We start from the raw sequence: 24,112 nt of genomic DNA, 5'->3' as shown, positions 1-24,112 counted from the left end.
CCGGGCTTCACCAGCCCGTTCGTTCGTCGATCGCAGCCAATTCGGCTTCTGTCCAGGCGCCGTAGGCGAAGAAAGACAGCCGTTCGACGTTTGGATAATACTCACGGATTCCTTGGTAAATCTCCCGGTACTGCCCTTCGGTCCAGTCCGTATCGAGGGTCGGCACAACATCCGCTCCCGAACCGGCAAGCCGGTCATGGGTGTCTTTCAATATGCCGGATTCTGCCCCGTAGACCCATTCGCTGTCATAACCCCAGTCGTCGAAATAAGCCATGGGTGCGGCAAAATCGATCTCATTCTTGAACTTGGCCGCATCCTGGCCCACTTCGGTGAATTCCGGCGGCAGTATATATACGCCCAGCTGTACCTGCGGATTGGACGACGCGGTCAGGTCTTGGCGGACATCGCCGACGTACTGCGCGATCCGGTCCGTGCGCCACTCGTTCCACTGCTTCCGCCTTGGCGAATCCTTATCGAAATCGATCTTGAGCGGCGAATAGCCGAACTGCTTTTTATACAAGGCGATCGTGTAATCGCTGACATCCATGTTGTAATCGTCGAAGCGCAGCCAGTCCAAGACTACCCCGTCGACCGGATAGTTCTCGACCACTTCGCGCACGATCGAACGCTCGTACCGCTGGACTTCGAGGTGCAGGGGATTGACGAAATATTCACTGCCGTTCGAGCCTTTGAACGGCTTGCGTACCCCGTCGATCAGCGCCTGCATCCGCCATTTGGGATGTGCCCGAAAAGCCGCCTGATCGTGAAACTGGGGAATCCAGGCATGTACCTTGATCCCTGCGGCATGCGCCTGCGTCAGCACTTCGTCCAGAGCATCGAACTCTTCGTAGCCTTCGGCAATCGGAGCAATCCGGCTCTGATAGAACACTTCGCCGGACGGAACTTCGTCGTCTTCGTCCTGCTTGACGTTCATGCTGATGACATCGACGCCGCGGCGATCCGCGCTGTCGACAAAGGTCCGAACATCTTCCGCGTTCCTGAACTGGTTCACCGTCCGGACGATCACCTCCGTCTCAAACGCCTCCCGGTTCTCCGCTTCGGTCGATAATGCCGCGGCGGCACCCGCTGTCGATACCGTCAGCGCCAGGCCCAATACCGCTCCGACCGCTTTTCTCCAGGTCTGTCCGATGGCTCTCATCGCTTCGCCTCCCTACGTTTATTAGTACAGCAGCCTCCACAAATAAAACGTCGCATACGATTCCCACATCGTCCAGCCGGCGGTCAGCTCAAGAATCCGCTCTTTGCTCGGCTTGGCGTCAAGGCCCAGCACATGCCGGATCGAATGATGCAGCCCTACATCGTCGATCGGAAAAGCATCCGGCATCCGCAGGCAGCGCATCAGCACGTAATGGGCGGTCCAGGGCCCGATGCCGCGGATCTGCACCAGTCTTTTCTCCGCCTGTTTGACGCTTCCGGCCGCAAGCAGCTGCTCTTTGGTCAGTTCGCCGCTTGCGATCAACCGGGCGGTATCGACGAGGTATTCGCATTTCTTGACCGTCGTCATGCCCGCGGCGGACAGGTCTTCGGCGGTCAGCGCGGCGATCCGCCCGGCGGTCGGAAACAGCCAGTACGTCTCGCCTTCGCGCTCCAACGCCTGACCAAACTGCTCGACATAACGTCTTTTTAACGTATAGGCGAAGCCGAGGTTGATCTGCTGACCGAGAATGCCCCAGCATATCGCTTCGTACAAGTCGGGAATGCCCATATTGCGCAGTCCGTAGAACGATTCAACCGCCTGCTCCAGCAGCGGATCGGTCTTGGCCATCTTGTAAAAAGGCTTCAGGTCCGTGCCGAGATCGAACCAGTCGTGTACGTATTCGGCAACGCCCGCGCGCAGCGCCGGCGAATCGGCATTCGGTTCCGCGACAAACCGGATACGCAGCTGCGCTTGGCCTTCGGGCGCGATCTCGACGACCGTCGCCTGCCTGCCGACCGCGATCGCTTTGCGAATCCGGCCTTCCCGCAGCGTATAGAGCGCTTCGTTGGTCGCGGTCGCCAGATGGTCGTAGTTCTGCGCGAAGCTGAATTCGTCCGGCACCGGCAGCAGCAGGTCGGCACCGTCGCCTTGCCACACCGGCGAACGGTGCGCGGGTAAAGACCGATCCGGCGGCACAAAAGGCGGCGAATGCGGATGATCGGGGGAGTTGTTCATGGATGTGTCGGCCTCCGTTTCGGTGTGGGATCGTGATGAACCGGGCCGGTGACCCGTCATTCCCCCTATTAACCGTCGGCGCCGCCGCCTGAACTCCGGTTTAGGATTCCAGACGGTAAATCTTGATCTCCACGCCGTCTTCCGAGGGCCGACCTTCCCCGACAAGATTTTCCTTATTCAAAAAAGACAGCTCCGCGCTGTTCGTCTCAAGCTTCGGCGATGTGCGAAACAGAATACCTTCCGTCTCCAGCCGTTTGTCGATTTCTCCGTTGTTCTCGATATAGATCTCGCACGGCTGCCCGGCGCGGTCCGTGCCCCGAAGCATATAGCGGGCCGACAGCGTATGCGGAGTTCCGGAGGGTCCGATAATCTGCGTATCGACGCCTCCTTCCAGCACCCGGCCTTCAAAACACGGTCCCGACGCGTGCCCCGTAAACGAGATCATGACGACGGAGTTCCCTTCGACATTCTTCATTTCGACACTTCCGTTTATCGCTACGTGAACCGTGAACACTTCTTCTTTTTCCATAAGCCGTCTCCTCTGCCCTCAAAGTTCACCGCGCGGATCCGAAGCTCTAATCGGTCTGATGCTGAAAAGGAAGACGGTCCGCAAACGGCCGCTTCAAATGGGCCGCCAGAAACTTCGCCGTCACTTCCAGCACCTGCGGACTCCAGACGCCGGTTCCGTGATCCGCGCCCGCCACTTTGTAGAACCGAACATTTTGCCCGTGCGCTTGGAGCGCTTTGTACATCTCGATACTCTGGCTGACGTGGACGATACTGTCGCGGTCTCCGTGTACGATCAGAAAAGGCGGCAGTTCCCGGTCCAGATCCTGATGGATCGGGCTTGCCTGCCGGGCCCGTTCGACATGATCCTGCACCCGTCCTCCGATCAGCAGCCCTTCCGGAGAATCGGCGGCGTCATGGTCGAGCACATCGTTATATCGCCCCAGCGTGAGCAGATCGGAGATCCCGTAATAGTCGATCACCGCCAGCACTTCGTCCGACTGTTCCTTGTACCGCTCATTGTTGTAGGCTCCGATCGTAAGTCCGGTCATGAGCGAGAGATGCCCGCCCGACGAATCGCCCCAAACGGCTGCACGCTTGGGATCGACGCCGTACTCGGCGGCATGTTCGCGCATAAAGCGTAGAGCGCATTTTACGTCTTCGAGTGCCGCCGGGAACCGGGCAATCTCCGTATCCCGGATCTCAACGCTCGCGATCACGTAACCTTTGGCCGCGATATGCGACAAATCGGGAATACCCGTATATACATTTTGCTTCATCCAGGCCGATCCCTGCACAAAAATCACCAGGGGCAACACGGCGCCTTCCTGCTGCGGACGGATGATCTGCAGCCTTCTCTCCACGCCGCCGTAGTTCGCATAGACAACGTCGGGATGGTAGGTGCAGGAGTAATAAGTACCGCCTTCGGCAAAGTCCGCGTACAGCACCTGCGTGCCTTCCGGCATTTCGTTGGCTGCCCGGTTTGCTGCGTTGTGATCCATGTTCATCGCTCCTTTTCATCAAAAAAAGACCCGTTATCCTGACGGATTCCGGGCCTTGGACGGGTCCGGCGAGGGCCTGTCTGGACCTACTGTGAATCCCCGTTCTGCATAAAGTTCTGCTTGTCCAGGTAATCCAGCACGGTCTGCGAATAGCCGAGATGGGATTCCTTCGTGTATTTGGCGATCGTATAGATCTGTGCCAGGTTCTTGAGTCCCAGCCGCTCCGTCATTTCTTTGAGCTGCGGCACGTCCATGTACCGCTGCCAGCCTTTCTCGTTGCGGTCGGCATAGATATCCAGAATCTGCTCGTCCGTGTAATCTTCATATTGTTCGTAGTGGACGAGTCCCTGCTGCGGCAGACGGTCGCGCACCGGAGGCGATTCGGCGGGATACCCCAGCGAATAACCGACGACCGGCACGACGTTTGGCGGCAGGTTCAGCAGTTCGCCGATCTGGTCGCAGTTGGCGAGCGTCGAACCCATGTAGCAGATGCCGAGGCCGGCATTCTCCGCGGCCAGCGCGCAGTTCTGCGAAGCCAGCGTCGCGTCGATCGCACCGATCATGAAGCTCATGAAGTTGTCGAAATGCACCGGTGCCTCATTCAGTTCCAGCCAGCGGCGCATGCGGTTGAAGTCGGCGCAGAACGTGAGCAGCACCGGCGCATCCAGCACCATCGACTGGTCCATATGGGGCGTGTACAGCTTCCTCCGCAGCTCTTTGTCCCTCGTGACGACGATGGAATAAGACTGCATATTGCCGCTGGATGAAGCCCGGATACCCGCGTTCAGAATCTGATCCAGAACCTCCTGGCTGACTTCCCGGTCTTCGTACTGCCGAATGGAACGGTGTCCGTGTATGACGTCATTGAATTCCAAAGCTTCATCCCCTGATCGTAGCGCTTTTTTTAAGTTTTATCATAAACGAGTTTCCCGGGCGGGGATAGCCGCAGTCGCAAATAAAAAGCTCAGAGGTGCTGCGCCAGCTGCACTTCGAATCCGTCCGGATCGAGTACGTACAGAAAGCGCAGCCGCGGATTCGGCGATACCGGCCCGCGGGCGATCGGAATCCTTTGGGCTGCAAGTTCCTCCATCGCCGCGTCCAGAGATTCCACTTCGAACCCGACCGAGATGCCGCTGCCCGGTTCGACGGTGACGTCGCCGCCCTGAATCAGCTCGATCTTCGGCTGTTCCTGCGTACCCAGCATCACGATCTGGCGGCCCCGGCTCTCGAATCTGCGATCGACCGGCAGGCCGAGGACTCCGTTGTAAAAAGCGATCGAAGCTTCGAGGTCGCGCACCCGGAGCGTGATCCAGTTCAAGGTGAGCTTCATTCGGGCGTCCCCCTTTCCTGGTGCGTCCGATCCGTATCGCTGTGCGGAGCCGATTCCGCGGACGCATTCTGGAGCGCCGGCAGCAGAATGCCGTCGATCAGCGCCGCGAAGAACGTCTTGTCGAAAGCCTGGCGTTGGATCAAGCCGCGGAAAGCGGCCGTCGATGTGATCACCTGGCAGGCCATTTCGATATCCGCCCCGGCCGCAATCTCGCCGCGTTCGGCGGCCCGCTGCATCAGTCTGCGGTTTGCGTCGGCCCAGGTATCGAAGATCCGTGCCATCCCTACCCCGGCGAATTCCGGCTGCTGCAGGAAAGAACCCAATCCCGCCAGCACGCGGAATTTCTTCTCTTCTTCCGCGATCGACTGCGGCTTCACGAGCCGCAGCAGATCTTCGCGCAGACTGCCCGAATCCGGCAGATGCTCCAGATTCAGATGGCTTCGGTTCATCCAGGCCAGAGCGTCCCGAACCAATTCCGATTTGGACGACCAGCGGCGGTACACGGTGGCTTTGCCCGCCTTGGCTCTTGATGCGACGCTGTCCATGGTCATTCCGTCGAAACTCGATTCGGCCAAAATATCGATTGCCGCTTCGAGGATTTTCTCATCCCGCGAAGGGTCCCTTTTGCGTCCGACTTTCGGCGCCGGGGCAGCGGCGGCCGCTTCGGCCAAATCCGCGGGCACCGACTTTTTGCGTTTGTTTTCGCTCATGAAAAGACTCCTTCTGCACTTATATTTCGAAACTTTTTAGTTACGGAACTTTACAGTTCCGTTTTGATGTGATTTAATGTCATTATCCCATAACGAACGGGAAATAAACAGACGGTATCCCCTACCGAAAAGGAGCTCATACCCATGTCGAATCAACTCGTTGCACTCATCACCGGCGCCAACAAAGGAATCGGAGCGCAAATCGCCAAAGATCTGGCGGAGCACGGCTTCACCGTCCTCATCGGCTCGCGCAGTCTCGAGAACGGCGAGACTGCCGCACGCAGTATCGGTCCGGCGGCGCATGCGCTTCAGCTCGACGTCACCGATCCGCATTCGATCGAAACGGCCGCGACCCATATCCGCAGTGAGTTCGGCCGCCTCGACGTTCTCGTCAACAACGCCGGCATCTCGCACGCCGGAGGGCCGGACAATTCGTTTCCGAGCGGCGGCGCCGCCAGCGGCCTGCTGACCGTCGCTTCGCTGGAAGACATCCGTACGGTGTACGAAACGAACGTCATGGGCGTGATCGCCGTGACCCAGGCGATGCTGCCACTGCTGCAGGAAGCTCCCGCGGCGCGGATCGTCAATATGGGCAGCACGGGAGGCTCCCTCAGCTGGAATTCGGAACCCGGCAATCCGCACCGCGCCATGTACGGCGCCTACTCCGCGTCGAAGTCGGCCGTGCACGCGGTCACTTTCGCTTTTGCCGCGGCGCTCGAAGCGACGAACATCAAGGTCAACGCCGCCTGCCCGGGCTTCACGTCGACGGCGCTCAATAACTTCGCCGGTACCCGCAGCGTCGAGCAGGGCGCACGCGAAGCGGTGCGGCTCGCCATGCTCGGACCGGACGGCCCAACCGGGACGTTCTCCAACGAAGACGGACCGGTCGCGTGGTAAATCGCATGGTAAAGCCCATGCGCGTATTCGTAACGGGAGCGACCGGTTATATCGGTTCCGCCGTCGTCCGCGAACTGCTCGATACGGGGCATACGGTTGTGGGGCTTGCCCGCTCGGACGAGAGCGCGGCCAAGCTTCGGGCGCTCGGGGCCGAAGCGCACCGCGGCGATACCGGCGACCCGGACAGTCTGCGCCAGGGCGCGGCCGACGCGGACGGCGCCCTGCACTTGGCGTTCAATCATGACTTCTCCGACTTTGCCGGGTCGCTGCAGGCCGATCTGCGCGCCGTGGAAGCGATAGGTGCGGCGCTCGAAGGTTCCGGAAGGCCGTTCGTCATGACGACGCACAACAACGGAGCGGCGGCGGAAGACGTCATGATGTCGCTTGCGCAGCGCGGGGTTCGAACGTCGATCATCGAGCTGTGTCCTTCGGTACACGGCGAAGGGGATACGGGGTTCGTGCCGAGGCTGATCGGGATCGCCCGGGCGAAGGGCTTCTCGGCTTACGTGGAAAACGGCCTCAACCGCTGGCCGGCCGTACACCGCCTCGATGCGGCGCGGTTGTACCGTCTCGCGCTCGAACAGGCGCCGGCGGGTTCGCGGCTGGACGGAGCCGAAGGCGAAGGGGTGTCTTTCCGCGAGATCGCGGACGTCATCGGCAGGCGGCTCAACCTGCCGGTCGTCGGCATTCCGCGCGGCGAAGCCGAAGCCCATTTCGGCTTCCTCGGCAAGCTCGCGGCGCTTGATCTCCCGAGATCAAACGCCGCCGCGCGGGAACTCTTGGGCTGGCAGCCGATGCAGCCCGGGCTGCTTGCCGAACTCGCGCAGCCGCACTATTTTGCCGATTGAACCTCAAGCTCCCTGTAGGTTCGATCACACGCCGCACCGTTCGAGCCGCTTCCGGATCGCGGCCCGCACTTCTCCCGGCACTTCCCTGAATTCAACGTCTTCTCCCAGAAACAGCAGCCAATCCGTCAGTTCCGCCAACGGCTCCGCCGGATGGATCGGAACGAAAGTCTTCAGCCGGGCGGTCGTCTGATACGGATTCGTATAGGAGAGGGACATCTTCAGCGGATGATACTTCTTGAATTGGGCGATCGCTTTGGGGCCGAGTTCCAGCACGAGGTTGCAGGCTTCTTCCTGCCGGCTCCATTTTTCCGCCATCTTTTTGGGACTCATTCTTTTCTTCACCCTGTACGGTTCGATCTCGATCAGGCTGTCCACAGGCAGAACCCGTCTTTTTTCCGCTTCTATATCAAAAACTTCCACCTGCCAGACGCTTTTCTCGCGGTACAGATGCAGCAGGTAAACCGGGTAACGCCTGATTTCGCGGCCTTCGGTGAAGGTGATCCACAGATAGCGGTCGGTCAGCAGAATCCGGATCAAGTTCTCCAGCATGGGATGCGGCAGATCGGACAAATCAAGCAGCTCGGGATTGTGCGGATTGGTTCCTTTGAACAGCAGGATCCGATTGAGCAGAAGAAGGTCATCCTGCTGATTTTGCGAGATCAGACCGAGCAGCTTTTCTGCCAAAGCCTGGCGAATCTTGAGATAAGGGAGCTGCTGATTCCGCGTAGCCATAAAAGCGATAAACAGAGCTTTGATCTCGTTATCGGTAAAGCGCACCGTGGGCAGAATCGAATTGCTCATGACAAAATAACCGCCGGCCCTTCCGACTTCGGCAACCAGCGGCATACCGAGAGCTTCGGTCTCCCGAATATCCCGCACAGCCGTAGAACGGGAGATGCCGAATTCGCGCATAATTTCGGAGATCGTAAATTGGGAGCGGTTGTTGATGTAGCGCATGATCACGTTGATTCGTTCGACTTTTTTCATGGCAGCTCCTAAACAGTACCATTTTTTTACATGATTCAGGTTTATCCTATACTTACCGGGAGGAAAAAACAATTCGCCCGAAAACAGGAAAAGGAAGGTGTCTATCATGGCTACTTACACGCTTGAGAAAAAAGATCGCTTCAACGTTCTGGGTCTGGGAATCGAACTGCTCAGCGATTACACGGATTCTGCCGGAATTGCCCGCGAGAAGTCGGAGTTCTGGTCGGCGGTTGCGCAGGATGGACGACTGGATACGTTAAAAGCGATCTCGACGAACGACTACATTTTTGCCGTGAACGAAGCGGTTAACAACAAGATGATGCACTACGCCGGCGTGATGACCGACGAATCCGTTCCCCAGGAATCCCGGGTGATCGAATTCCCTGCAAGAGACTATCTGGTGGTACGCGGCGAAGGCTCGACGGCCGAAGAACTGAGCCATGCGCTGACCTATGCGGCTTTTGCCGAAGCGCTTCCGGAAGTCAAAGATTTCGCCTATGTCGGCGGCCCAAATGCAACGGTCGAGATGGAGCAGCGCCGATCTGGAACATATCCTGACCGCTCTCGGCGGCCTGGAACAAATTCTGCTCAGCGAAGAAGTGCAGCTTACGGTCAAAAAAATAGAAGCCATGGTGAACCCATCGGCTTCTGCAGGAACGATTCAGCTGTCTTTTTACGATTGGGCAGGCCGGTCCGAACTTCGCCATATCCTGAAAAGCTGCCAGGAAGCCATCTCCGGCAAAAAGGTACTGGCCTTCGATTATATCGACAAAAACGGGACAGCCACTCAACGAACGGTCGAACCGGCGCAGCTGCATTTCAGCGAGAACAGCTGGTACCTCAAAGGGTTCTGTCTGGAGCGCAGGGCCGAGCGGATATTCAAGCTCTCGCGGATCGACCGGCTGGACGTGAAGGAGCAGACCTTTATCCCCCGCGAAGTCCTGCCGGAATCCGCACCCGAGACCGGGTATCAGCCGGAACTTGTCGAAGTCCAAGCGTGGATTACGCCCGGCGTCAAAGACCGGTTTATCGAACGATACGCTCACCGGAGCGTACAGCCGCACGGCTCCGGAAAGTTCCGGGCCACGATTCATGTACCGCAAAGTCCGATCGGTTTTCAATTTTTGGCCGGTTTCGGAACGAATGTGGAGATTGCGGAACCGCAGGCTTACGTCGAAGAGTTTCGGGAGTATCTGCTGGAGATGGCGAAGCCGTACCGGTAAGCGCTCAGCCGCTGACCGGTTCTACCGGATTGACCGCAAACAGCGAGTGGATATTGCCTTCCGGGTCCGCGAAAAATCCTGTCGTATGTCCCCAGGCAACTACTTTCGGCTCCGCGATGCTTACGGCTCCTTTGGCTACGTAATCGTTGTACACCGTATACACTTCCTCGGGAGACGCGCACTCGAAATTAAGCTCGAAAGCCTGGCCTCTGCGCGCTTCCGCAAAGGAAGGATGATCATGCGTATTGCCGGCCATAAGAGGTCCCGAGAAAATAGCCAGCCGGACGCCTTCATTTTCAAATTCCGCATAATGGGCTTCTTCCACAAGGGTCCGAAACCCGAGCACATCGCGATAAAAACGGGTCAATCCGGGAACGTCGAGTGCCAGAACCGTGATGCCTTCCAATTTCACTCTCATCTTCCAACTCCACCTTTGGGTTTGCGGATAGTCTTGCCAGTTCCAAGAACTCAGGTTTGAAAACGATACAGCTGATCGGCCTGACGACGGGACAATCGTGCGGGAACATGCTTCATCAAACGGTTGCGGAATTGGGTAAACAGCACGCTTTCCGACTGGGCGACCCGGCCGATCTTGCGGGATTGGGCGGAGATTTGCCTGATCCTTTTTTGACGGCGGGCCTGGTAAAGGGCAAAAGCTTCGCGATGATCCGGCGAGGCCAGGAGGCAATCGGACAGCACGCGTACATCCTCCATCGCCTGGCAGGCTCCCTGTCCCATATTGGGGGTGATCGCGTGAGCCGCATCGCCGACAAAGACTACCCGGTCCGAGTAAAAACATTTCATGGGCGCCATATCCACAATATCGCGTTGGATCATGTCGGCTGTACCCGTTCGAAGCAGCAGATCCGGGATCGGCGCATGATAATCTTGAAAAAGACGGTGCAGATCCGCGGCGGAGTAATCGGCCAGCCGGGGATCGCTTTGGCGTGCATTGATGAGTGCGTACCAATACACCCTGCGGTCGGGAAGCGGGACGATACCGAAACGGCCTTTGGTCCCCCAGGTCTCAATAAAATGGGGCGTTAGACCGTCGAGGCCGTCCGCAGGCACCACGCCGCGCCAGCAGGTATAACCGGCATAACGATAAGGTTCCCCGGGGAACAATTGGCTGCGGACCCCCGAGTAGATGCCGTCCGCCGCGACAAGCAGATCGCCTTCCGCCTGACTGCCATCACAGAAGGCAGCCCGTACTCCGTTCTCGTTCTGCTCCAGACTCGAAAAAGATTTTCCCCACTCCACCGTATCCGAAGGAAGCGCGGTCAGCAGCAGATCATGCAGATCTTTGCGATGAATCGAATACTGGCTGCCATAGTCGGAAGGAATCGCCATCCGGGTAAGATCCCGGCCCCGGTCCGACAGCAGCCGGAATCCGTCACCCGGATAACCCCGCCGAATCATCTCGCCGGAGATCCCGTAGGGCTGAAGCGCCTGTAAAGCATTCGGCGCAATCAGGATCCCGGCTCCGACGGGCATCGGCCCCGAACTTTTTTCGTATACCTTCACCTGCATCCCGGCGTGCCGCAGGGCGATCGCCGCACACAGCCCCGCAATGCCGCCGCCTATAATCAGGATTGCTCTGGACACCGCTTCCCTCCTCTTTGATTCGCTCGTTTTACACTGCCGATCACGCATAAGCCGAAGAAATCGACTAGTACCCTTTCAACTCTTCATCACAGGTTACGTTTTCCTGAAACGCACACGCTTTAGGTGCGATTCAGGGGAACGTAACCGTACCTTTAGTGTTGACAAGGCACTAGATTTTATCATGTATTCCACTTCTTGCACAAGCTTGCCTGCCGGACGCAAAAAAAAGCGACATCCCGCCGGGGGACATCGCTCTTGAACAGGCTTGAATCACGCGCAGGGAACCTGGAAATTAATGCGTCGGTCCCTGCGGCTTCGCAGCCGATCCTACGCGGACCCGCTTGATAAAGATCGAGGTAATCAGACCGATAATCGACAGGACAAGCGCGAACACGAACGCATTCTGTACGCCCGACGTAAAGCCGGCCAGTTGGTTCTCCGGAGTTTCCGGATTCGCCACCCCGCTCAGGAAGCGGGATTGGCCGGCACTCAGGATGCTGACCGCAACGGCGGTTCCGATCGCGCCGGACACCTGCTGCAGCGTGTTCATGATCGCCGTGCCATGCGGGTAATACTCGCGCGGCAGCTGATTCAGACCGTTGGTCTGCGCCGGCATCATAATCATCGAAATGCCGACCATCATGAAGATATGCAGCGTAATGATCTTGGTCAGCGTCGTCGTCGGTGTAATTCCCGTGTACAGGAACAGCACGACCGTTACGATGGCCAAGCCGATGATAACGAGCCATTTCGGACCGAATTTGTCGAACAACCGGCCCATGACCGGAGACAGCAGGCCGTTGAGCAGGCTGCCCGGCAGCAGCACCAGTCCGGCCGTCAATGCCGTTACCGCCATGCCCTGCTGCAGATACATCGGCAGGATCAGCATCGAAGACAGCATCATCATCATGGAGATGAAGATCAGGATCAGACCGATCGTGAACATCGGGTATTTGAATGCGCGCAGATCCATCAGCGGCTGCTTCATTCTCAGCTGGCGGATACTGAACAGGATCAGGGAAACGACGCCGATCACGAGCGTTCCGATCACGAGCGGGCTCGTCCAGCCGCTGCCGGCTTCGCCGTGTCCGCCCGCGCTGCTGAAGCCGTATACGATACCGCCGAAGCCGAGCGTCGACAGCACGATCGACAAGATGTCGATCTTCGGCTTGGTCAGCTTGGAGATATTCGGCAGGAACAGCAGGCCGCAGATCAACGAGATCGCGAAGAACGGCAGGGAGATCCAGAAGATCCAATGCCAGCTCAGGTTAGCCAGGATCAGACCGGAGATACTCGGGCCGCTTGCCGGCGCGAACATGATAACCAGACCGATTAGGCCCATGGCGGCGCCGCGTTTCTCGATCGGGAAAATCACAAGGATGGTATTGAACATCAGCGGCAGCAATAAGGCCGTGCCAACCGCTTGGAGCACGCGGGCCGCGAGCAGAATCTCAAAGTTTGGCGCAAGCGCGGCTACCAACGTTCCGGCGATCGAGAAGATCAGCGATGTGGTGAACAGCTGCCTTGTCGTAAACCACTGCAGCAGCATGCCGGATACCGGAACCAGGATGCCCAGTACGAGCAGGTAGCCGGTGGTGAGCCATTGGATCGTCGTCGGTCCGACTTCCAGCATCGCCATCAGCGGCGTCAAAGCCACGTTTAATGCCGTTTCGCCGAACAGGCCGATAAAGCCGCTCAGCAGCATGGCGAACAAAATCGGGAATACTTTATACTGCTGTGTTTCTGGTTGATTCGGTACCGAATCAGCTTTCATTGACCCACTCACGATTCCATCCTCCTCGAACATATCGAACTTTCTCTTCTTGCTTCTTTCCACTTCTTCTTGCTTCTTCTTACCGGGTTTCTCCGGCATTCTTTGTCACGGCGGCCAGATAACCGGCGGCCGTGAGCAGCGGCTGTTTGTCCTGATTCGTCAGGCTGATAATCAGCGCGCCTTCCATCAGGGAGACGACCAGCAGCGCGGTTTCTTCCGCTCTTGCTTCACTCATGCCGTCCTGAACCAGGTGCTTCGCGATGATCTTCTGCCAGTCGGCGAACACGCCCTGACAGGCGACGCGCAGACTTTGACTGATGCAGGACGTCTCGACGGCCGCCCAGAAGCTGAACGGCAGAAATCCGGTGAAGCCGGCCGCTTCCGTCTCGTAAGCCATATCATGGACGAACTGCTGAATGCCGTCCGCCGTATTTCCGTGCGCCGCGAACGTTTCTTCGAACTTTTGCAGAATATGCTCATTCGTCTTCTGAATGCATACATGTGCGAGCTCTTCTTTGCCGTGCGGGAAATAATGATACAACGATCCTTTCGGCGTGTGGCTCTCCTTGATGATCTGATTCAGCCCGGTCGCATGATAGCCTTGGGAAAAAAAGAGCCGTGCGGCGGTGCTGACAATCGACTCTCTGGCATTCGACTTTTCGCCCAACAAAAGCCACTTCCTTCAAAGAAATTATACCAATCGGTCTACATACATTATCCGTATTGGAGAGCCTCTGTCAACGCATTTATTTTCCCGGTGTTTTGGTAGCGTTACCATTGTCGGCAGCGTCGATTCAGGTGCTTACAAGTCCTTTTTTTGGAAAATAAAAGAACCGTTTTCGATCGATGAACGAGTCAGGGATCGAAAGCGGTTCCTGCGGCTTGGGCTGGAATATTTACGAAGGAGCGTTTTTTCCGAAGGCCTTCTTCGGTTTAATCGTATACCTTTTTCAACAGTCCGATCACTTCGTCCAGCGTGAGACCAAACGATTTGTAATAGGCGGCGTCGAGGGTCAGCTGCTCCAGAATCAGTCGGTTTCGCGTCTCCAGAATCTCGCCCGGTGCAAAATCGGCAACAAAGCATCCTTTGCCCGTGACAGTGTGAATCAAGCCGCTTCGTTCGAGCTCTTCCCAGGCTTTCTTTACGGTGATCACGCTGACGCGAAGTTCCAGGGCGGCTTGGCGAATAGGAGGCAGACAGTAGCCGCTTTCCAGTTCGCCTTTTAGGATAAGTGCACTCAGCTGCTCGTAAATTTGCTGGTAGATGGGTTTTTCGGATTTGTTCGAAATAATGACGTTCATAGGATCTCCACTTCAAGGAATCGTCTTACCGAAATTCGGTAAGCAAGCAGGGTAAGTGCGGCAAAGATCAGGATGCCCGCCGCGAGGATCGACAGCTGCAGTCCTGTCCGATCCAGTCCGGCTCCATAGAAAATGGCATGCACCTGCGGAACCATCATTGCGGCCCCTTGGGCAACCATGGCGAACAGCACAGCGGCGATGTTGGACGCCGCCGCAGCTGCGCCGTATTTGTAAGCCGTTTTGTAATACATAGGCAGCAGGACGATATTAAAGATCCCAAGCATCACCCAGCACAATCCCCAAAAACCGGCGTGCGGCGCAAAAAACAGATAATCGATATTCGGATAAAGACGAAGCGTGAACAGACTCACGAGCATCGCGGCCAGAAGATGCATCAGTTCCAGTAAGACGATCACGGTGATCCGGGCTTTGACCATATCTTTCTTGGTGGTGGGCATCAGGGTACTGAACATCAGATCGTTCTGGCTCTTGAAGCCCCCAAAGACGTTCGGAATCGTAATAAAACAGAAGTACAGCGGAACGATCACGTAGATCCAGGCGGGAATCAGCATCAGGGCGGCTGTCAGCAGGGGAAGAATGAAGAACCACGGATTGATCCCCAACTTGAGATCCTTCATGACCAGATTATACATAGAGACTCTCCTTTTTCGCAAAATAAATCATGATCTCTTCAAGCGTTGGCATCGACGCTCTCAGATCTGAAGACGGATCGAAGTCTTCGGTGCGAATCAATCCGGTGAAACCGAACGAGTTGACCTTATAGGCAATCAGTTCTTCCCGGATGACGCCCAATTGAGCCTCGCTGCCGCTCACCAAACGGTAAGCTTCCACAAATTCATTCTTCTCTGCGCTGGCGACAATCTGCCCGTCATCGATAAATGTAATAAAGTCGGCGCATTTCTCCAGGTCCGAGGTGATATGGGTCGAGAACAGGATGCTGATCTCCCCGTCGACAATCAGTTCCTGAAAAAGATCGAGCAGATCGTCTCTCGAGACCGGATCGAGTCCGCTGGTCGGCTCGTCCAGAATAAGCAGCTTGGCCCCGTGCGACAGAGCCAGCGCCAGGCTGTATTTAACTTTCATCCCGCTAGACAGCTCCGCGATTTTCTTGTTCTCATCCAGTTTGAATCGGCGCAGATAGTTGGCATAGATGTCTTCGTTCCAGTTCCTGTAGAACTTTTTGGTGATATCGGTAATCGTCTTGAGGCGGCTGCGCGTATAGAAATCGACATCGCCGAATGCACAGCCGATCTGCTGCTTGAGCTCCGTCTCGTGCTCGGCCATATTCCGGCCAAACACGTACACTTCGCCCCCGTCGATACGCAGCATGTTCAGAATCGATTTGATGGTCGTTGTTTTCCCTGCCCCATTGACTCCAATAAAGCCCATGATATAGCCCTGTTCCAGCTGAAAAGAAACGTTTTTGAGCTGAAAATCGGGGTATTTTTTATGTAAATTCCGAACGTCCAAAGCCAGCACACGCTCCACCTCCAAAATTGTGTATGTTGTTCATTCACAATGTATCACAGGCTGTCGAACGTGGTCAATCCAATCCGGACAAATTCCCTCTCTCCTTTGAGGCTTCTTGTCCAACAAAAAAGAACCGCCTTCGATCCATGAACGAGTCAGGGATCGAAGGCGGTTCCTGCGGCTGTTTCTTATAAAGCCCGGCGATTACTTGATGACGACGTATTCCAGGTTAACCAGCTTCGCGTAAGTCACGATCTGATCGGTCGTCAGGTTGAGCGACACGACCGTATGGTGGCCGCCGCCGTTCTCGATCCAGGCGCGGACGCCGTCCTGGAAGTTCGGCTTCACGCTCCACAGGACGCGGGCAACCGGCAGGTTCGGTGCCGGTTCCGTCGGCTCGAACGCGGTCACTTCGTTGATCAGCAGCTTGTAATGCGTGCCCAGGTCCACCATCGAGACGACGACGCCGTCGCCGGCTTTGCCGTCGAAGACCAGGCGGGCCGGATCTTCTTTGCCGCCGATTCCGAGCGGGGACACGACGACTTTCGGCTTGCTGCCGGCAAGGGAAGGGTCCACTTCGAGCATGTGGGACTGCAGGATCGCTTCCTGCCCGGCCGCCATCTCGTAGGTGTAATCTTCCATGAAGCCGGTATTCTGGTTATGGCTCATGACTTTCATCAGGCGATCAAGCGCCGCCGTTTTCCAGTCGCCTTCGCCGGCAAAGCCGTAGCCCTGCGCCATCAGCCGCTGCACGGCCAGACCCGGAAGCTGCTTCATGCCGTGCAGGTCTTCGAAGTTCGACGTGAAGGCGTTATAGCCTTTCTCGTCCAGGAAGCGCTTGAGCGCGATCTCGTAACCCGCTTGGACGCGTACGCTGGCTTCCCACGCTTCCTTGCTGTTGTCGCCGTATTCGAACTCGTACAGATCGGCATATTCGGCCATCAGCTTGTCGATTTCCTGCTCCGTCACGGCGTTCACGACTTCCACGAGGTCGCCGATACCGTAGTAGTCCACTGTCCAGCCAAATTGAATCTGGGCTTCGACTTTGTCGCCTTCGGTCACGCCGACGTTGCGCATATTGTCGCCGAAGCGGGCTACGCGGATATTGAAGCTTTCGTTATAAGCGACCGCGACGTCCATCCAGTCCGCGATCTGCTGCTGCACGGCCGGACGTTCCCAATAACCGACGACGACTTTATTTTGCTTGTTGAGGCGGGCGTTGATGAAGCCGTATTCGCGGTCGCCGTGGGCCGCCTGGTTCAGGTTCATGAAGTCCATGTCGATCGTCGCCCACGGGATACTCTCGTTGTACTGCGTCGCCAAGTGGAGCAGCGGCTTTTGCAGCATCTTGGTGCCGCGGATCCACATTTTCGCAGGCGAGAACGTGTGCATCCAGGTGATAACCCCGGCCACTTCGTCGCGGTAATTCACTTCTTTCATAAGGTTCGTGATCTTGTCCGCGGTCACGGCCAGATCCTGCAGCACGAGCGGGTAAGGCAGCACGCCGCTCGCATTGAGCGCGTCCGTCATCTGCTGCGCATGCGCTTTGACTTCGCCCAACGCTTCTTCTCCGTACAAATGCTGCGAACCGACGACAAACCAAAATTGTTTTTCCGCTGTTACCGTCATCGAAATCATCCTCTTTTCAGGGTTGGATTTTAGGGTGAAAATTTTATCGTCCATCGATTATTTTTGTCCGTAGTAGGCGTCTTTGCCGTGTTTGCGCAAATAATGCTTGTCCAGAATGCCCTGCGGCAGTTCTTTGGCAAAATGGTTCAGTTGGCGCGCGTACAGGTTCATCTTGCACACTTCTTCCAGCACGACGCTGTTTACGACCGCCGACTTGACGTCTTTGCCCCAAGTGAACGGCGCGTGTCCCTGCAGCAGAACGGCCGGAATCGCCATCACGTCGACGCCGAGCTTGTCGAACGTCTCGATAATGACGCGGCCCGTCTCCGCTTCGTACCCGCGGTCGATCTCGTCTTGAGTGAGGAAGCGCGCGCATGGAACGGCTCCGTAGAACGTATCCGCATGGGTCGTGCCCATCACCGGCACGTCGAGACCCGCCTGCGCCCAGATGGTCGCCCAGGTCGAATGCGTATGCACGATGCCGCCGATCTGCGGATAATGTTTGTACAACACGGCGTGCGTCGCCGTATCGGACGAAGGTCTCATCTCGCCTTCGACTACATTGCCGTCAAAATCGACCACGACCATGTCGCTCGGCTTCATCGTCTCGTAGCTGACGCCGCTTGGCTTGATGACAAACAGATTGCTCTCGCGATCGACGGCGCTGGCGTTGCCCCACGTGAATTTCACGAGGCCGTGCTTCGGCAGTTCCAGATTCGCTTCGTATACTTCCTGTTTAAGCTGCTCCAACAAGGTCAGTCACTCCCGTTCTAGTTAAGATGGTCGACAGCCGCCTGCTCAATGGCAAGACCGGCCTGATAACGCTGGATGAACGTCCGGAATCCTTCGACATCCGAGGCATCCGGCGAGATTTCTTCGCCTTCGACGTTTTTGAACACTTTTTCGCCCAGGAAATGTTCCAGGCTCTCCCCCGCTTCGCGGTCCGTCATGTAGGAAGCGAGCAGCGCCATGCCCCATGCTCCGCCTTCGCCGGCGGTCGACATGACCGAGATCGGCACGTTCAGCGCCGCGGCCAGCATCCGCTGCCCCACGACCGGCGTCTTGAACAATCCGCCGTGGCCGAGAATGCTGTCGATCGCGACCTGTTCGTTCTCCGTCAGAATGTCCATCCCGAGCTTAAGCGCTCCGAACGCCGTGAACAGATGCGTCCGCATGAAGTTCGCCAGGGTGAAATTGCTTTCCGGCGAACGTACGAACAGCGGACGGCCCTGCTCGAGTCCCGTAATGTTCTCGCCCGACAGATAGCCGTAGCTCAGCAGGCCTCCTCCGTCCGGATCGGCTTCGAGCGCTTTGTTCAGCAGGACGCCGAACAGCTTGCCGGAATCCGCTTCGTAGCCCATCGCCGCGGCAAACTCGCGGAACAGTCCCATCCAGGCGTTGAGATCGCTGGAACAGTTGTTGGCATGCACCATGCCGACCGGACTGCCGTCCGGCGTCGTCACCATGTCGATCTCGGGATACAGCTTCGACAATTCCCGCTCCAGCACGATCATCGCGAACACCGACGTGCCGACCGACACGTTGCCCGTCCGCTTCTTCACGCTGTTTGTCGCAACCATCCCCGTGCCCGCGTCGCCTTCCGGCGGACAAAGCGCAATGCCGGGCTGCAGATCCCCGTCCGGATCAAGCAGCTTCGCGCCTTCCGCGGTCAGCGTGCCGGCTTGTTCGCCGGAGCGCAGCACCTGCGGAAGCACCTGCAAGAGCGTCCACGGATACCCTTTGCCCGCGATCGATTCGTCGAACTGTCCCACCATCGCCGGATGGTACGTATGGCTCGATTCTTCGATCGGGAAGACACCCGAAGCGTCGCCGATCCCGATCTTCTTCTCGCCCGTCAGCAGCCAGTGGATATAACCGGCGAGGGTCGTCACGTAGTCGATATTCGGCACATGGTCTTCCCCGTTCAGGATCGCCTGATACAGATGGGCAATACTCCAGCGCTCGGGAATATTGAATTGGAACAATTCCGTCAGCTCGCGCGCCGCCGCGCCTGTCGTGGCATTGCGCCACGTCCGGAACGGCACCAACAGTTCGCCGGCCTGGTCGAACGCCATATAGCCGTGCATCATGGCCGAGAATCCGATGCCGCCGGCCGTAGTCAGTTTCACGCCGTACTGCTGCTGCACATCCTGCTTCATCTCGCGGTAAGCGGCCTGCAGTCCTCCAAGAATCTCGCTTTGGTCGTAGGTCCAATACCCGTCCTTGAGCTGGTTCTCCCATTCGTAACTCCCCGAAGCGATCGTCTCGAACTTCGAATCGATCAGCACCGCCTTGATCCGGGTCGATCCGAATTCGATGCCGAGCGAAGTCTGTCCGCCGGCGATCGCCGCTTGCACGTCCACTTGGTTCATGATGACAACTATCCCCTCTCTTGTTTGCACTGCTTGCTGTACGCACGTCTTCCGATCCACAAAAGAATACGGTTTCAAAATGATACCTCTAGTATATTTTCTTGTACGTACATCTGTCAATATCATTCGCTAAACAGACAAAAACCAAGCTATTTACCCTCCTTTTTGTTCAAATTCATGTGTTTTTCTGGGATTCATCCGAATATGTACGTACAAATCCCGAGAACAAGAGAGATAAACCGAAAATTCTCCCTTTCCTCTCTTGATGAAAGTCAATGCCGCCCCCTCCTTTTCCGGCTATCCTACAGTCAGCGCTTCAAGTTGAGGGCGGAGACACTGAATCGTAGGAGGCACACCGATGAGAGCTATGGTCCAACATGCGTACGGTTCGCCGGAAGTGATCGTTCTGGAGGAGATCGCCGTTCCCGAACCCGGAAACCAAGAGATTCTGATCCATGTGCAGGCTGCCGCGGTCGGGCCGGCGAACTGCGCGTTCCGGCAGGGCGACCCGTGGATAATCAAACTGATGTACGGCTGGTCGCGGCCCAAATTCGCCGTAGGCGGAACGGAACTGGCCGGCGTGGTCGCCGCGGTCGGCCCTGAAGTCGAACACTTCAAAGTCGGAGATCGCGTAGTCGGAACAAGTCCCCGGAATTTCGGCGCGTATGCGGAATACAAAGGTTTGGCCGAAAAAAGTTCCGTCGCGCTTATCCCGGGCCGCGTTTCTTTTGAAGAAGCGGCTGGCGTCTGCGATGGAGGTGCCACAGCCCTGATCTTTCTAAGAGACAAGGCCCGCCTGCAAAAAGGACAAAGCGTACTGATTAACGGCGCTTCGGGCGCGGTAGGCATCTATGCGGTGCAGCTGGCGAAATATTACGGCGCCGAAATCACCGCAGTCTGCTCGGCCGGCAGCGGGGATCTGGTCAGACAAGCGGGAGCGGACTTTGTGGTCGATTATCACCGGGAAGACTTCACGAAAACGGACCGCGTTTACGATGTTGTTTTTGATGCGGTCGGCAAAAGCTCTTTCTCCGCGTGCCGGCGCGTACTGACGACAGGGGGCCTGTATCTGACCACCGCACTCAAGCCGTCCACGCTGCTGCATATGCTGCGAACGTCCCTCTTTCCCGGCAGGAAAGTTATTTTCGCGACCGCCGGCCTGATGCAAAACAAAGCGAATTTGGAGTTTCTGATGCAGCTTGTGCAAGAGGGAGACCTGAACGCGGTGATTGATCGCCGCTATCCGTTGGAGCAGCTTGCGGATGCCCAGACCTATGTGGAAACCGGCCGTAAAAAAGGAAACGTGATGCTTCACTTTGCGGCTTCGAAGATCGGCTCTCCTACAAAAAAAGCGGCCCGTCCCTTGTAAAAGGGCAGGCCGCTTGTTCGGGGTGCAGGTGGGTAGGCTGCTGAGGGAAACGTGAAGCTTCATTTCTTTACTTTGCGTTCTTGGCCAGTTTGTCGGCAGTCGCTTGAGCTTGCTTCTGGACCGCTTGGGCGGCTTGATCCGCCGTTTTCTTCTGGTCTGCGAGCAGAGTGATCTCCTTGCCCAGAATAGAACGGAAATACGTCTCCATCTCTGTCGACTTGAGGCTGAGAGCCTGCGCGTTGAGATGTGCATCCAGGTTCGGTTTCAATTGATAGAACGCGTCCACCGGATAACCGGCGTATTCGTCGACCATGCGCGACAGCAGACTGATATTATTTACACTTTTGCCGCCGTAGTAAGCTTTGGCATATTCATCCCCGGTCACATACTCGATAAAGTCCCAGGCTCCGTCGACGTTCGAAGCTTTTGCCGGAATCGCGAGAATGTCGCTTGTATAGAAGTCGCCTGTCGATTTGCGGTCATCGGAATCCGCAGGGCCGGCCGTGATCCCGAGCGTAAACGGTTTGATCTTCTTGCTGCTCTGGGCGGCTTTCAGGTTCTTCAACTCGGTGATGGAAGAGACGGTCATCGCGGATCTTCCCGTTACGAAAGGACTGCTTTCCAGATAACTTTTGGCGGACAGGCTGATTCTCTCGTCCAAGGCTCCCGATTTCGTCGCATTGGCTGCCATGTTATAGATCTTTTTCCAGATCGGAGTATTTGCCGTGACTTTGAAAGTCTCCGGATCGACAGGAGTCAATCCTTCGGTGCGGGCGATATCCATCGCCAGATTGCTGGATCCGAACGCGCTCAGACCCCAGATTCGCGAGTTCTTGTCTCCCTGGGTCGGGAACTTGGCGGCCAGCTTCAAGATATCTTCCCAAGTCATGCCGTCTTTCGGCAGTTCGACGTTGTACTTTTTGAACAGATCCGCATTGTACAGCAGCGCTTTGGCCTGCACACTTTTGCTTAATCCGTACAGCTCTCCGCCGCCCTGCTTCTTCAGTTCGTCGATCAGGCCCGGGTACACCGAAGCCGTATCGTAATCGCTCTGCTCCATCAGCGGTTCCAGATCGGTCAGCTTGTTTGCTTTGGCCAGCTTCTGATAATCGGACGGGGTCAGCATGATCAGATCGGGCGAATTCTTCGCGATCAATTGGTCGTAATTCGTAACTCCGTAAGCGCCGGGACTGATCACTTCGAATTCGGTATTGGGGAACTTTTTGCTGAATGCTTCTCCATACTCCTTTTGGAAAGATGCTTCACTGCCGTATACGACTTTGATCGTTTCGCTTGTTTCCGACTGGCTGCTTGATTCCGCCAAAGCGGTACCGTTCATCGGCAGCCCCGACGAGACCCACATCAAACCCAGACTCAAACTGCCGATCGCGGCTTTTTTCAATAGACTTCTTTTCAAGATAAACCCTCCATTCGTGTATTGGGTGCTTCCTCACAAACCCAGTATAGAAGACAAAACTTACCATCCCTCTGCCCAACTTCTTATCAATCCCTTAAATCCTGCTGACGTTATAGGTATAGGAAAAGGCACCCCGCAAAGGGTGCCTTTTTCGTTATTTTTTGAGGAGTTTTTGTACCTGCGTATGGATCGCCAGCAGGGATTGGTCCAGAGATTTTTTGCCGCCGAGCGCTTGTTTGACTTCGCTGTTTACGATCTTGGCATACTGGACATTGAACAGCATCCCCGAAGCGGATTCGTCCGGCAGATCCAGATTCGGCTTCAGTTTGTAGAAAGCTTCCGTGGAGTATCCGTCGTATTCTCTGCCGTGATCCATCCGGGAAGGCGCATAATCGCCCAATTTGTCCGATTTGGATTCGGCATATTCTTCACTGTTGTAGAACTTGATGAAATCCCAGGCCAGGTCCTTGTGGGTCGAAGCGGCCGGAATAGTCAGGATTGCAGGGAGGGTCACATTTCTTGTGATCTTCGGATTCTTGGAATCGGAAGGGCCTGCCGCGATACCGACTTTAAAAGGCTTGTACTTGGCCAAGGCCGATTTGTCTGCGGTAAGATCGCGGAGCGCGTTGGTGCTGGAGAAGTCGACCCACATCGCCGAGCGTCCCATCAGGAACGAGTTCTTGTCGTAGCCGTTCTCGTTCGATCCTTCGATCGTGCCGGATTTGATCGCGTTTACCGTCATGGCATAAGCTTTTTTCCAGGCAGCCGTATTCATGGCCGCTTTGCTGCGGGCCGCGTCGTGGCGAGCCAATCCTTCCGAAGTGGATACATTGTTCAGCAGGTATGCGTAGCTGTCGAGCGGGTAATCCAGGCCCCATACCCGGGTATTGGCGCTTCCCTTGGTCGGGAACTTGGCGGCCAGCTTCAGGATCTCTTCCCAGCTCATGCCGTCTTGGGGCAGCGGAACGCCGTACTTCTTGAACAAATCGATATTGTAGAAAATCGACTGCGTACTGAAGAACGGGCTTAATCCGTAGAGTTTGCCGTCACTTTTGAGCGCGTCAACCAGTCCGGGATAGATCGTCGCCGTGTCGTATTGATCGCGCTGGATCAGGCTGCCGAGATCGGTAAACGTAGTACCTTTGGCAAGCTGCTTATATTCGGCCTTGTCCAGCATCACCACGTCGGGAGACTGCTTGGCGATCAGGCCGCTCAGGCTGCTTTTTCCGTCCCAGTACACGCTCTGGATCTTGACGCCCGGGAACTGTTCGTTGAACGCGTTCTCGTCGAACAGGTGTTTATTCTTGTATACGACTTTGAGGGTTTGCGCGGAATCGCTTGGCGCCTTAGGAGCGGCATAAGCCGCGGTGCTTCCCGCCAAGACGAACAATACCAGACTCAAACTGATGATAGAAATCTTGTGGATCCAACTGCTTTTCAAGATTGATCATTCCTTTTCCAGATGTATTTGTATGTA

24 protein-coding genes and 1 pseudogene are annotated in these 24,112 nt (G+C 56.5%); 5 read left to right on the top strand and 20 right to left on the bottom strand.

Going from position 1 to position 24,112, the window contains the following annotated elements:
• Window positions 1–7 precede the first annotated feature (7 nt).
• The 7 genes from HRQ60_RS11415 to HRQ60_RS11385 all read right to left on the bottom strand — a co-directional run bounded on the left by HRQ60_RS11415 (window position 8) and on the right by HRQ60_RS11385 (window position 5,721).
• Window positions 8–1,159, bottom strand: a complete 1,152-nt coding sequence (locus HRQ60_RS11415; protein ID WP_172195949.1) for a family 10 glycosylhydrolase — start codon at window positions 1,157–1,159, stop codon at window positions 8–10.
• A 21-nt stretch (window positions 1,160–1,180) separates the two neighbouring features.
• Complete coding sequence (locus HRQ60_RS11410) at window positions 1,181–2,173, bottom strand: DNA-3-methyladenine glycosylase family protein (protein ID WP_172195948.1); 993 nt, start codon at window positions 2,171–2,173, stop codon at window positions 1,181–1,183.
• Between the two features lie 100 nt (window positions 2,174–2,273).
• The gene (locus HRQ60_RS11405; RefSeq protein ID WP_172195947.1) at window positions 2,274–2,702 is read right to left on the bottom strand and encodes a DUF3237 domain-containing protein; all 429 of its coding nucleotides are present in this window, start codon (window positions 2,700–2,702) and stop codon (window positions 2,274–2,276) included.
• Between the two features lie 46 nt (window positions 2,703–2,748).
• Window positions 2,749–3,681, bottom strand: coding sequence for an alpha/beta hydrolase (locus HRQ60_RS11400; RefSeq protein WP_172195946.1), 933 nt, complete (start codon window positions 3,679–3,681; stop codon window positions 2,749–2,751).
• An 86-nt stretch (window positions 3,682–3,767) separates the two neighbouring features.
• The gene (locus HRQ60_RS11395) at window positions 3,768–4,556 is read right to left on the bottom strand and encodes a nitroreductase family protein (RefSeq protein ID WP_172195945.1); all 789 of its coding nucleotides are present in this window, start codon (window positions 4,554–4,556) and stop codon (window positions 3,768–3,770) included.
• A gap of 89 nt (window positions 4,557–4,645) precedes the next feature.
• On the bottom strand, window positions 4,646–5,011 hold the full coding sequence (locus HRQ60_RS11390; RefSeq protein WP_172195944.1) for a VOC family protein: 366 nt from the start codon (window positions 5,009–5,011) through the stop codon (window positions 4,646–4,648).
• On the bottom strand, window positions 5,008–5,721 hold the full coding sequence (locus tag HRQ60_RS11385) for a TetR/AcrR family transcriptional regulator (RefSeq protein WP_172195943.1): 714 nt from the start codon (window positions 5,719–5,721) through the stop codon (window positions 5,008–5,010). Before HRQ60_RS11385 ends, HRQ60_RS11390 begins: the two co-directional genes overlap by 4 nt.
• Before the next feature lie 144 nt (window positions 5,722–5,865).
• On the opposite strand from HRQ60_RS11385, the gene HRQ60_RS11380 reads away from it, so the two are divergent.
• Window positions 5,866–6,618, top strand: a complete 753-nt coding sequence (locus tag HRQ60_RS11380) for an SDR family NAD(P)-dependent oxidoreductase (protein ID WP_172195942.1) — start codon at window positions 5,866–5,868, stop codon at window positions 6,616–6,618.
• Between the two features lie 17 nt (window positions 6,619–6,635).
• Window positions 6,636–7,466 (top strand): SDR family oxidoreductase, encoded by an 831-nt coding sequence (locus HRQ60_RS11375; RefSeq protein ID WP_172196045.1) that lies wholly within the window; start codon window positions 6,636–6,638, stop codon window positions 7,464–7,466.
• Between the two features lie 24 nt (window positions 7,467–7,490).
• Here HRQ60_RS11375 and HRQ60_RS11370 read toward each other — a convergent pair whose 3' ends face one another.
• Complete coding sequence (locus HRQ60_RS11370; RefSeq protein WP_172195941.1) at window positions 7,491–8,453, bottom strand: helix-turn-helix transcriptional regulator; 963 nt, start codon at window positions 8,451–8,453, stop codon at window positions 7,491–7,493.
• 106 nt (window positions 8,454–8,559) lie between these two features.
• Between HRQ60_RS11370 and HRQ60_RS23650 the strand changes: the two are divergent.
• Both HRQ60_RS23650 and HRQ60_RS11365 read left to right on the top strand, forming a co-directional pair.
• Window positions 8,560–8,991: pseudogene (locus tag HRQ60_RS23650) on the top strand (GyrI-like domain-containing protein); the annotation flags it as partial.
• Window positions 8,966–9,676, top strand: coding sequence for a helix-turn-helix transcriptional regulator (locus HRQ60_RS11365; protein WP_172195918.1), 711 nt, complete (start codon window positions 8,966–8,968; stop codon window positions 9,674–9,676). The pseudogene HRQ60_RS23650 and the gene HRQ60_RS11365, both read left to right, overlap by 26 nt.
• Window positions 9,677–9,680: 4 nt before the next feature.
• On the opposite strand, the gene HRQ60_RS11360 is transcribed toward HRQ60_RS11365, so the two are convergent.
• The 10 genes from HRQ60_RS11360 to HRQ60_RS11315 all read right to left on the bottom strand — a co-directional run bounded on the left by HRQ60_RS11360 (window position 9,681) and on the right by HRQ60_RS11315 (window position 19,849).
• Window positions 9,681–10,094, bottom strand: coding sequence for a VOC family protein (locus tag HRQ60_RS11360; RefSeq protein WP_172195940.1), 414 nt, complete (start codon window positions 10,092–10,094; stop codon window positions 9,681–9,683).
• Window positions 10,095–10,144: 50 nt separating this feature from the next.
• Window positions 10,145–11,281: an FAD-dependent monooxygenase gene (locus HRQ60_RS11355; protein ID WP_343044672.1), complete on the bottom strand. Its 1,137-nt coding sequence runs from the start codon at window positions 11,279–11,281 to the stop codon at window positions 10,145–10,147.
• Window positions 11,282–11,573: 292 nt separating this feature from the next.
• Complete coding sequence (locus HRQ60_RS11350; protein ID WP_172196044.1) at window positions 11,574–13,055, bottom strand: DHA2 family efflux MFS transporter permease subunit; 1,482 nt, start codon at window positions 13,053–13,055, stop codon at window positions 11,574–11,576.
• A gap of 79 nt (window positions 13,056–13,134) precedes the next feature.
• The gene (locus tag HRQ60_RS11345; RefSeq protein ID WP_172195938.1) at window positions 13,135–13,722 is read right to left on the bottom strand and encodes a TetR/AcrR family transcriptional regulator; all 588 of its coding nucleotides are present in this window, start codon (window positions 13,720–13,722) and stop codon (window positions 13,135–13,137) included.
• Between the two features lie 266 nt (window positions 13,723–13,988).
• On the bottom strand, window positions 13,989–14,357 hold the full coding sequence (locus tag HRQ60_RS11340) for a GntR family transcriptional regulator (protein ID WP_172195937.1): 369 nt from the start codon (window positions 14,355–14,357) through the stop codon (window positions 13,989–13,991).
• Complete coding sequence (locus HRQ60_RS11335; protein ID WP_172195936.1) at window positions 14,354–15,010, bottom strand: ABC-2 transporter permease; 657 nt, start codon at window positions 15,008–15,010, stop codon at window positions 14,354–14,356. The genes HRQ60_RS11340 and HRQ60_RS11335 overlap by 4 nt, the downstream gene beginning before the upstream one ends.
• Window positions 15,003–15,857: an ATP-binding cassette domain-containing protein gene (locus tag HRQ60_RS11330; RefSeq protein WP_172195935.1), complete on the bottom strand. Its 855-nt coding sequence runs from the start codon at window positions 15,855–15,857 to the stop codon at window positions 15,003–15,005. The genes HRQ60_RS11335 and HRQ60_RS11330 overlap by 8 nt, the downstream gene beginning before the upstream one ends.
• A 195-nt stretch (window positions 15,858–16,052) precedes the next feature.
• Complete coding sequence (araA, locus tag HRQ60_RS11325; RefSeq protein WP_172195934.1) at window positions 16,053–17,477, bottom strand: L-arabinose isomerase; 1,425 nt, start codon at window positions 17,475–17,477, stop codon at window positions 16,053–16,055.
• Between the two features lie 57 nt (window positions 17,478–17,534).
• Complete coding sequence (locus HRQ60_RS11320; protein ID WP_172195933.1) at window positions 17,535–18,230, bottom strand: L-ribulose-5-phosphate 4-epimerase; 696 nt, start codon at window positions 18,228–18,230, stop codon at window positions 17,535–17,537.
• A gap of 17 nt (window positions 18,231–18,247) precedes the next feature.
• The gene (locus tag HRQ60_RS11315) at window positions 18,248–19,849 is read right to left on the bottom strand and encodes a xylulokinase (protein ID WP_172195932.1); all 1,602 of its coding nucleotides are present in this window, start codon (window positions 19,847–19,849) and stop codon (window positions 18,248–18,250) included.
• A gap of 358 nt (window positions 19,850–20,207) precedes the next feature.
• Between HRQ60_RS11315 and HRQ60_RS11310 the strand changes: the two genes are divergently transcribed.
• Window positions 20,208–21,218, top strand: a complete 1,011-nt coding sequence (locus HRQ60_RS11310) for an NAD(P)-dependent alcohol dehydrogenase (RefSeq protein ID WP_172195931.1) — start codon at window positions 20,208–20,210, stop codon at window positions 21,216–21,218.
• A gap of 67 nt (window positions 21,219–21,285) precedes the next feature.
• Here HRQ60_RS11310 and HRQ60_RS11305 read toward each other — a convergent pair whose 3' ends face one another.
• Entirely contained in the window at window positions 21,286–22,635 is a 1,350-nt protein-coding gene (locus tag HRQ60_RS11305; RefSeq protein WP_172195930.1) for an ABC transporter substrate-binding protein, read from the bottom strand.
• A gap of 154 nt (window positions 22,636–22,789) precedes the next feature.
• Complete coding sequence (locus HRQ60_RS11300; protein WP_172195929.1) at window positions 22,790–24,076, bottom strand: ABC transporter substrate-binding protein; 1,287 nt, start codon at window positions 24,074–24,076, stop codon at window positions 22,790–22,792.
• Between the last annotated feature and the right edge of the window lie 36 nt (window positions 24,077–24,112).

The organism is Saccharibacillus qingshengii (genome assembly GCF_013185195.1).
GTDB lineage: Bacteria > Bacillota > Bacilli > Paenibacillales > Paenibacillaceae > Saccharibacillus > Saccharibacillus qingshengii.
This window is presented reverse-complemented; position numbering and strand designations above follow the sequence as displayed.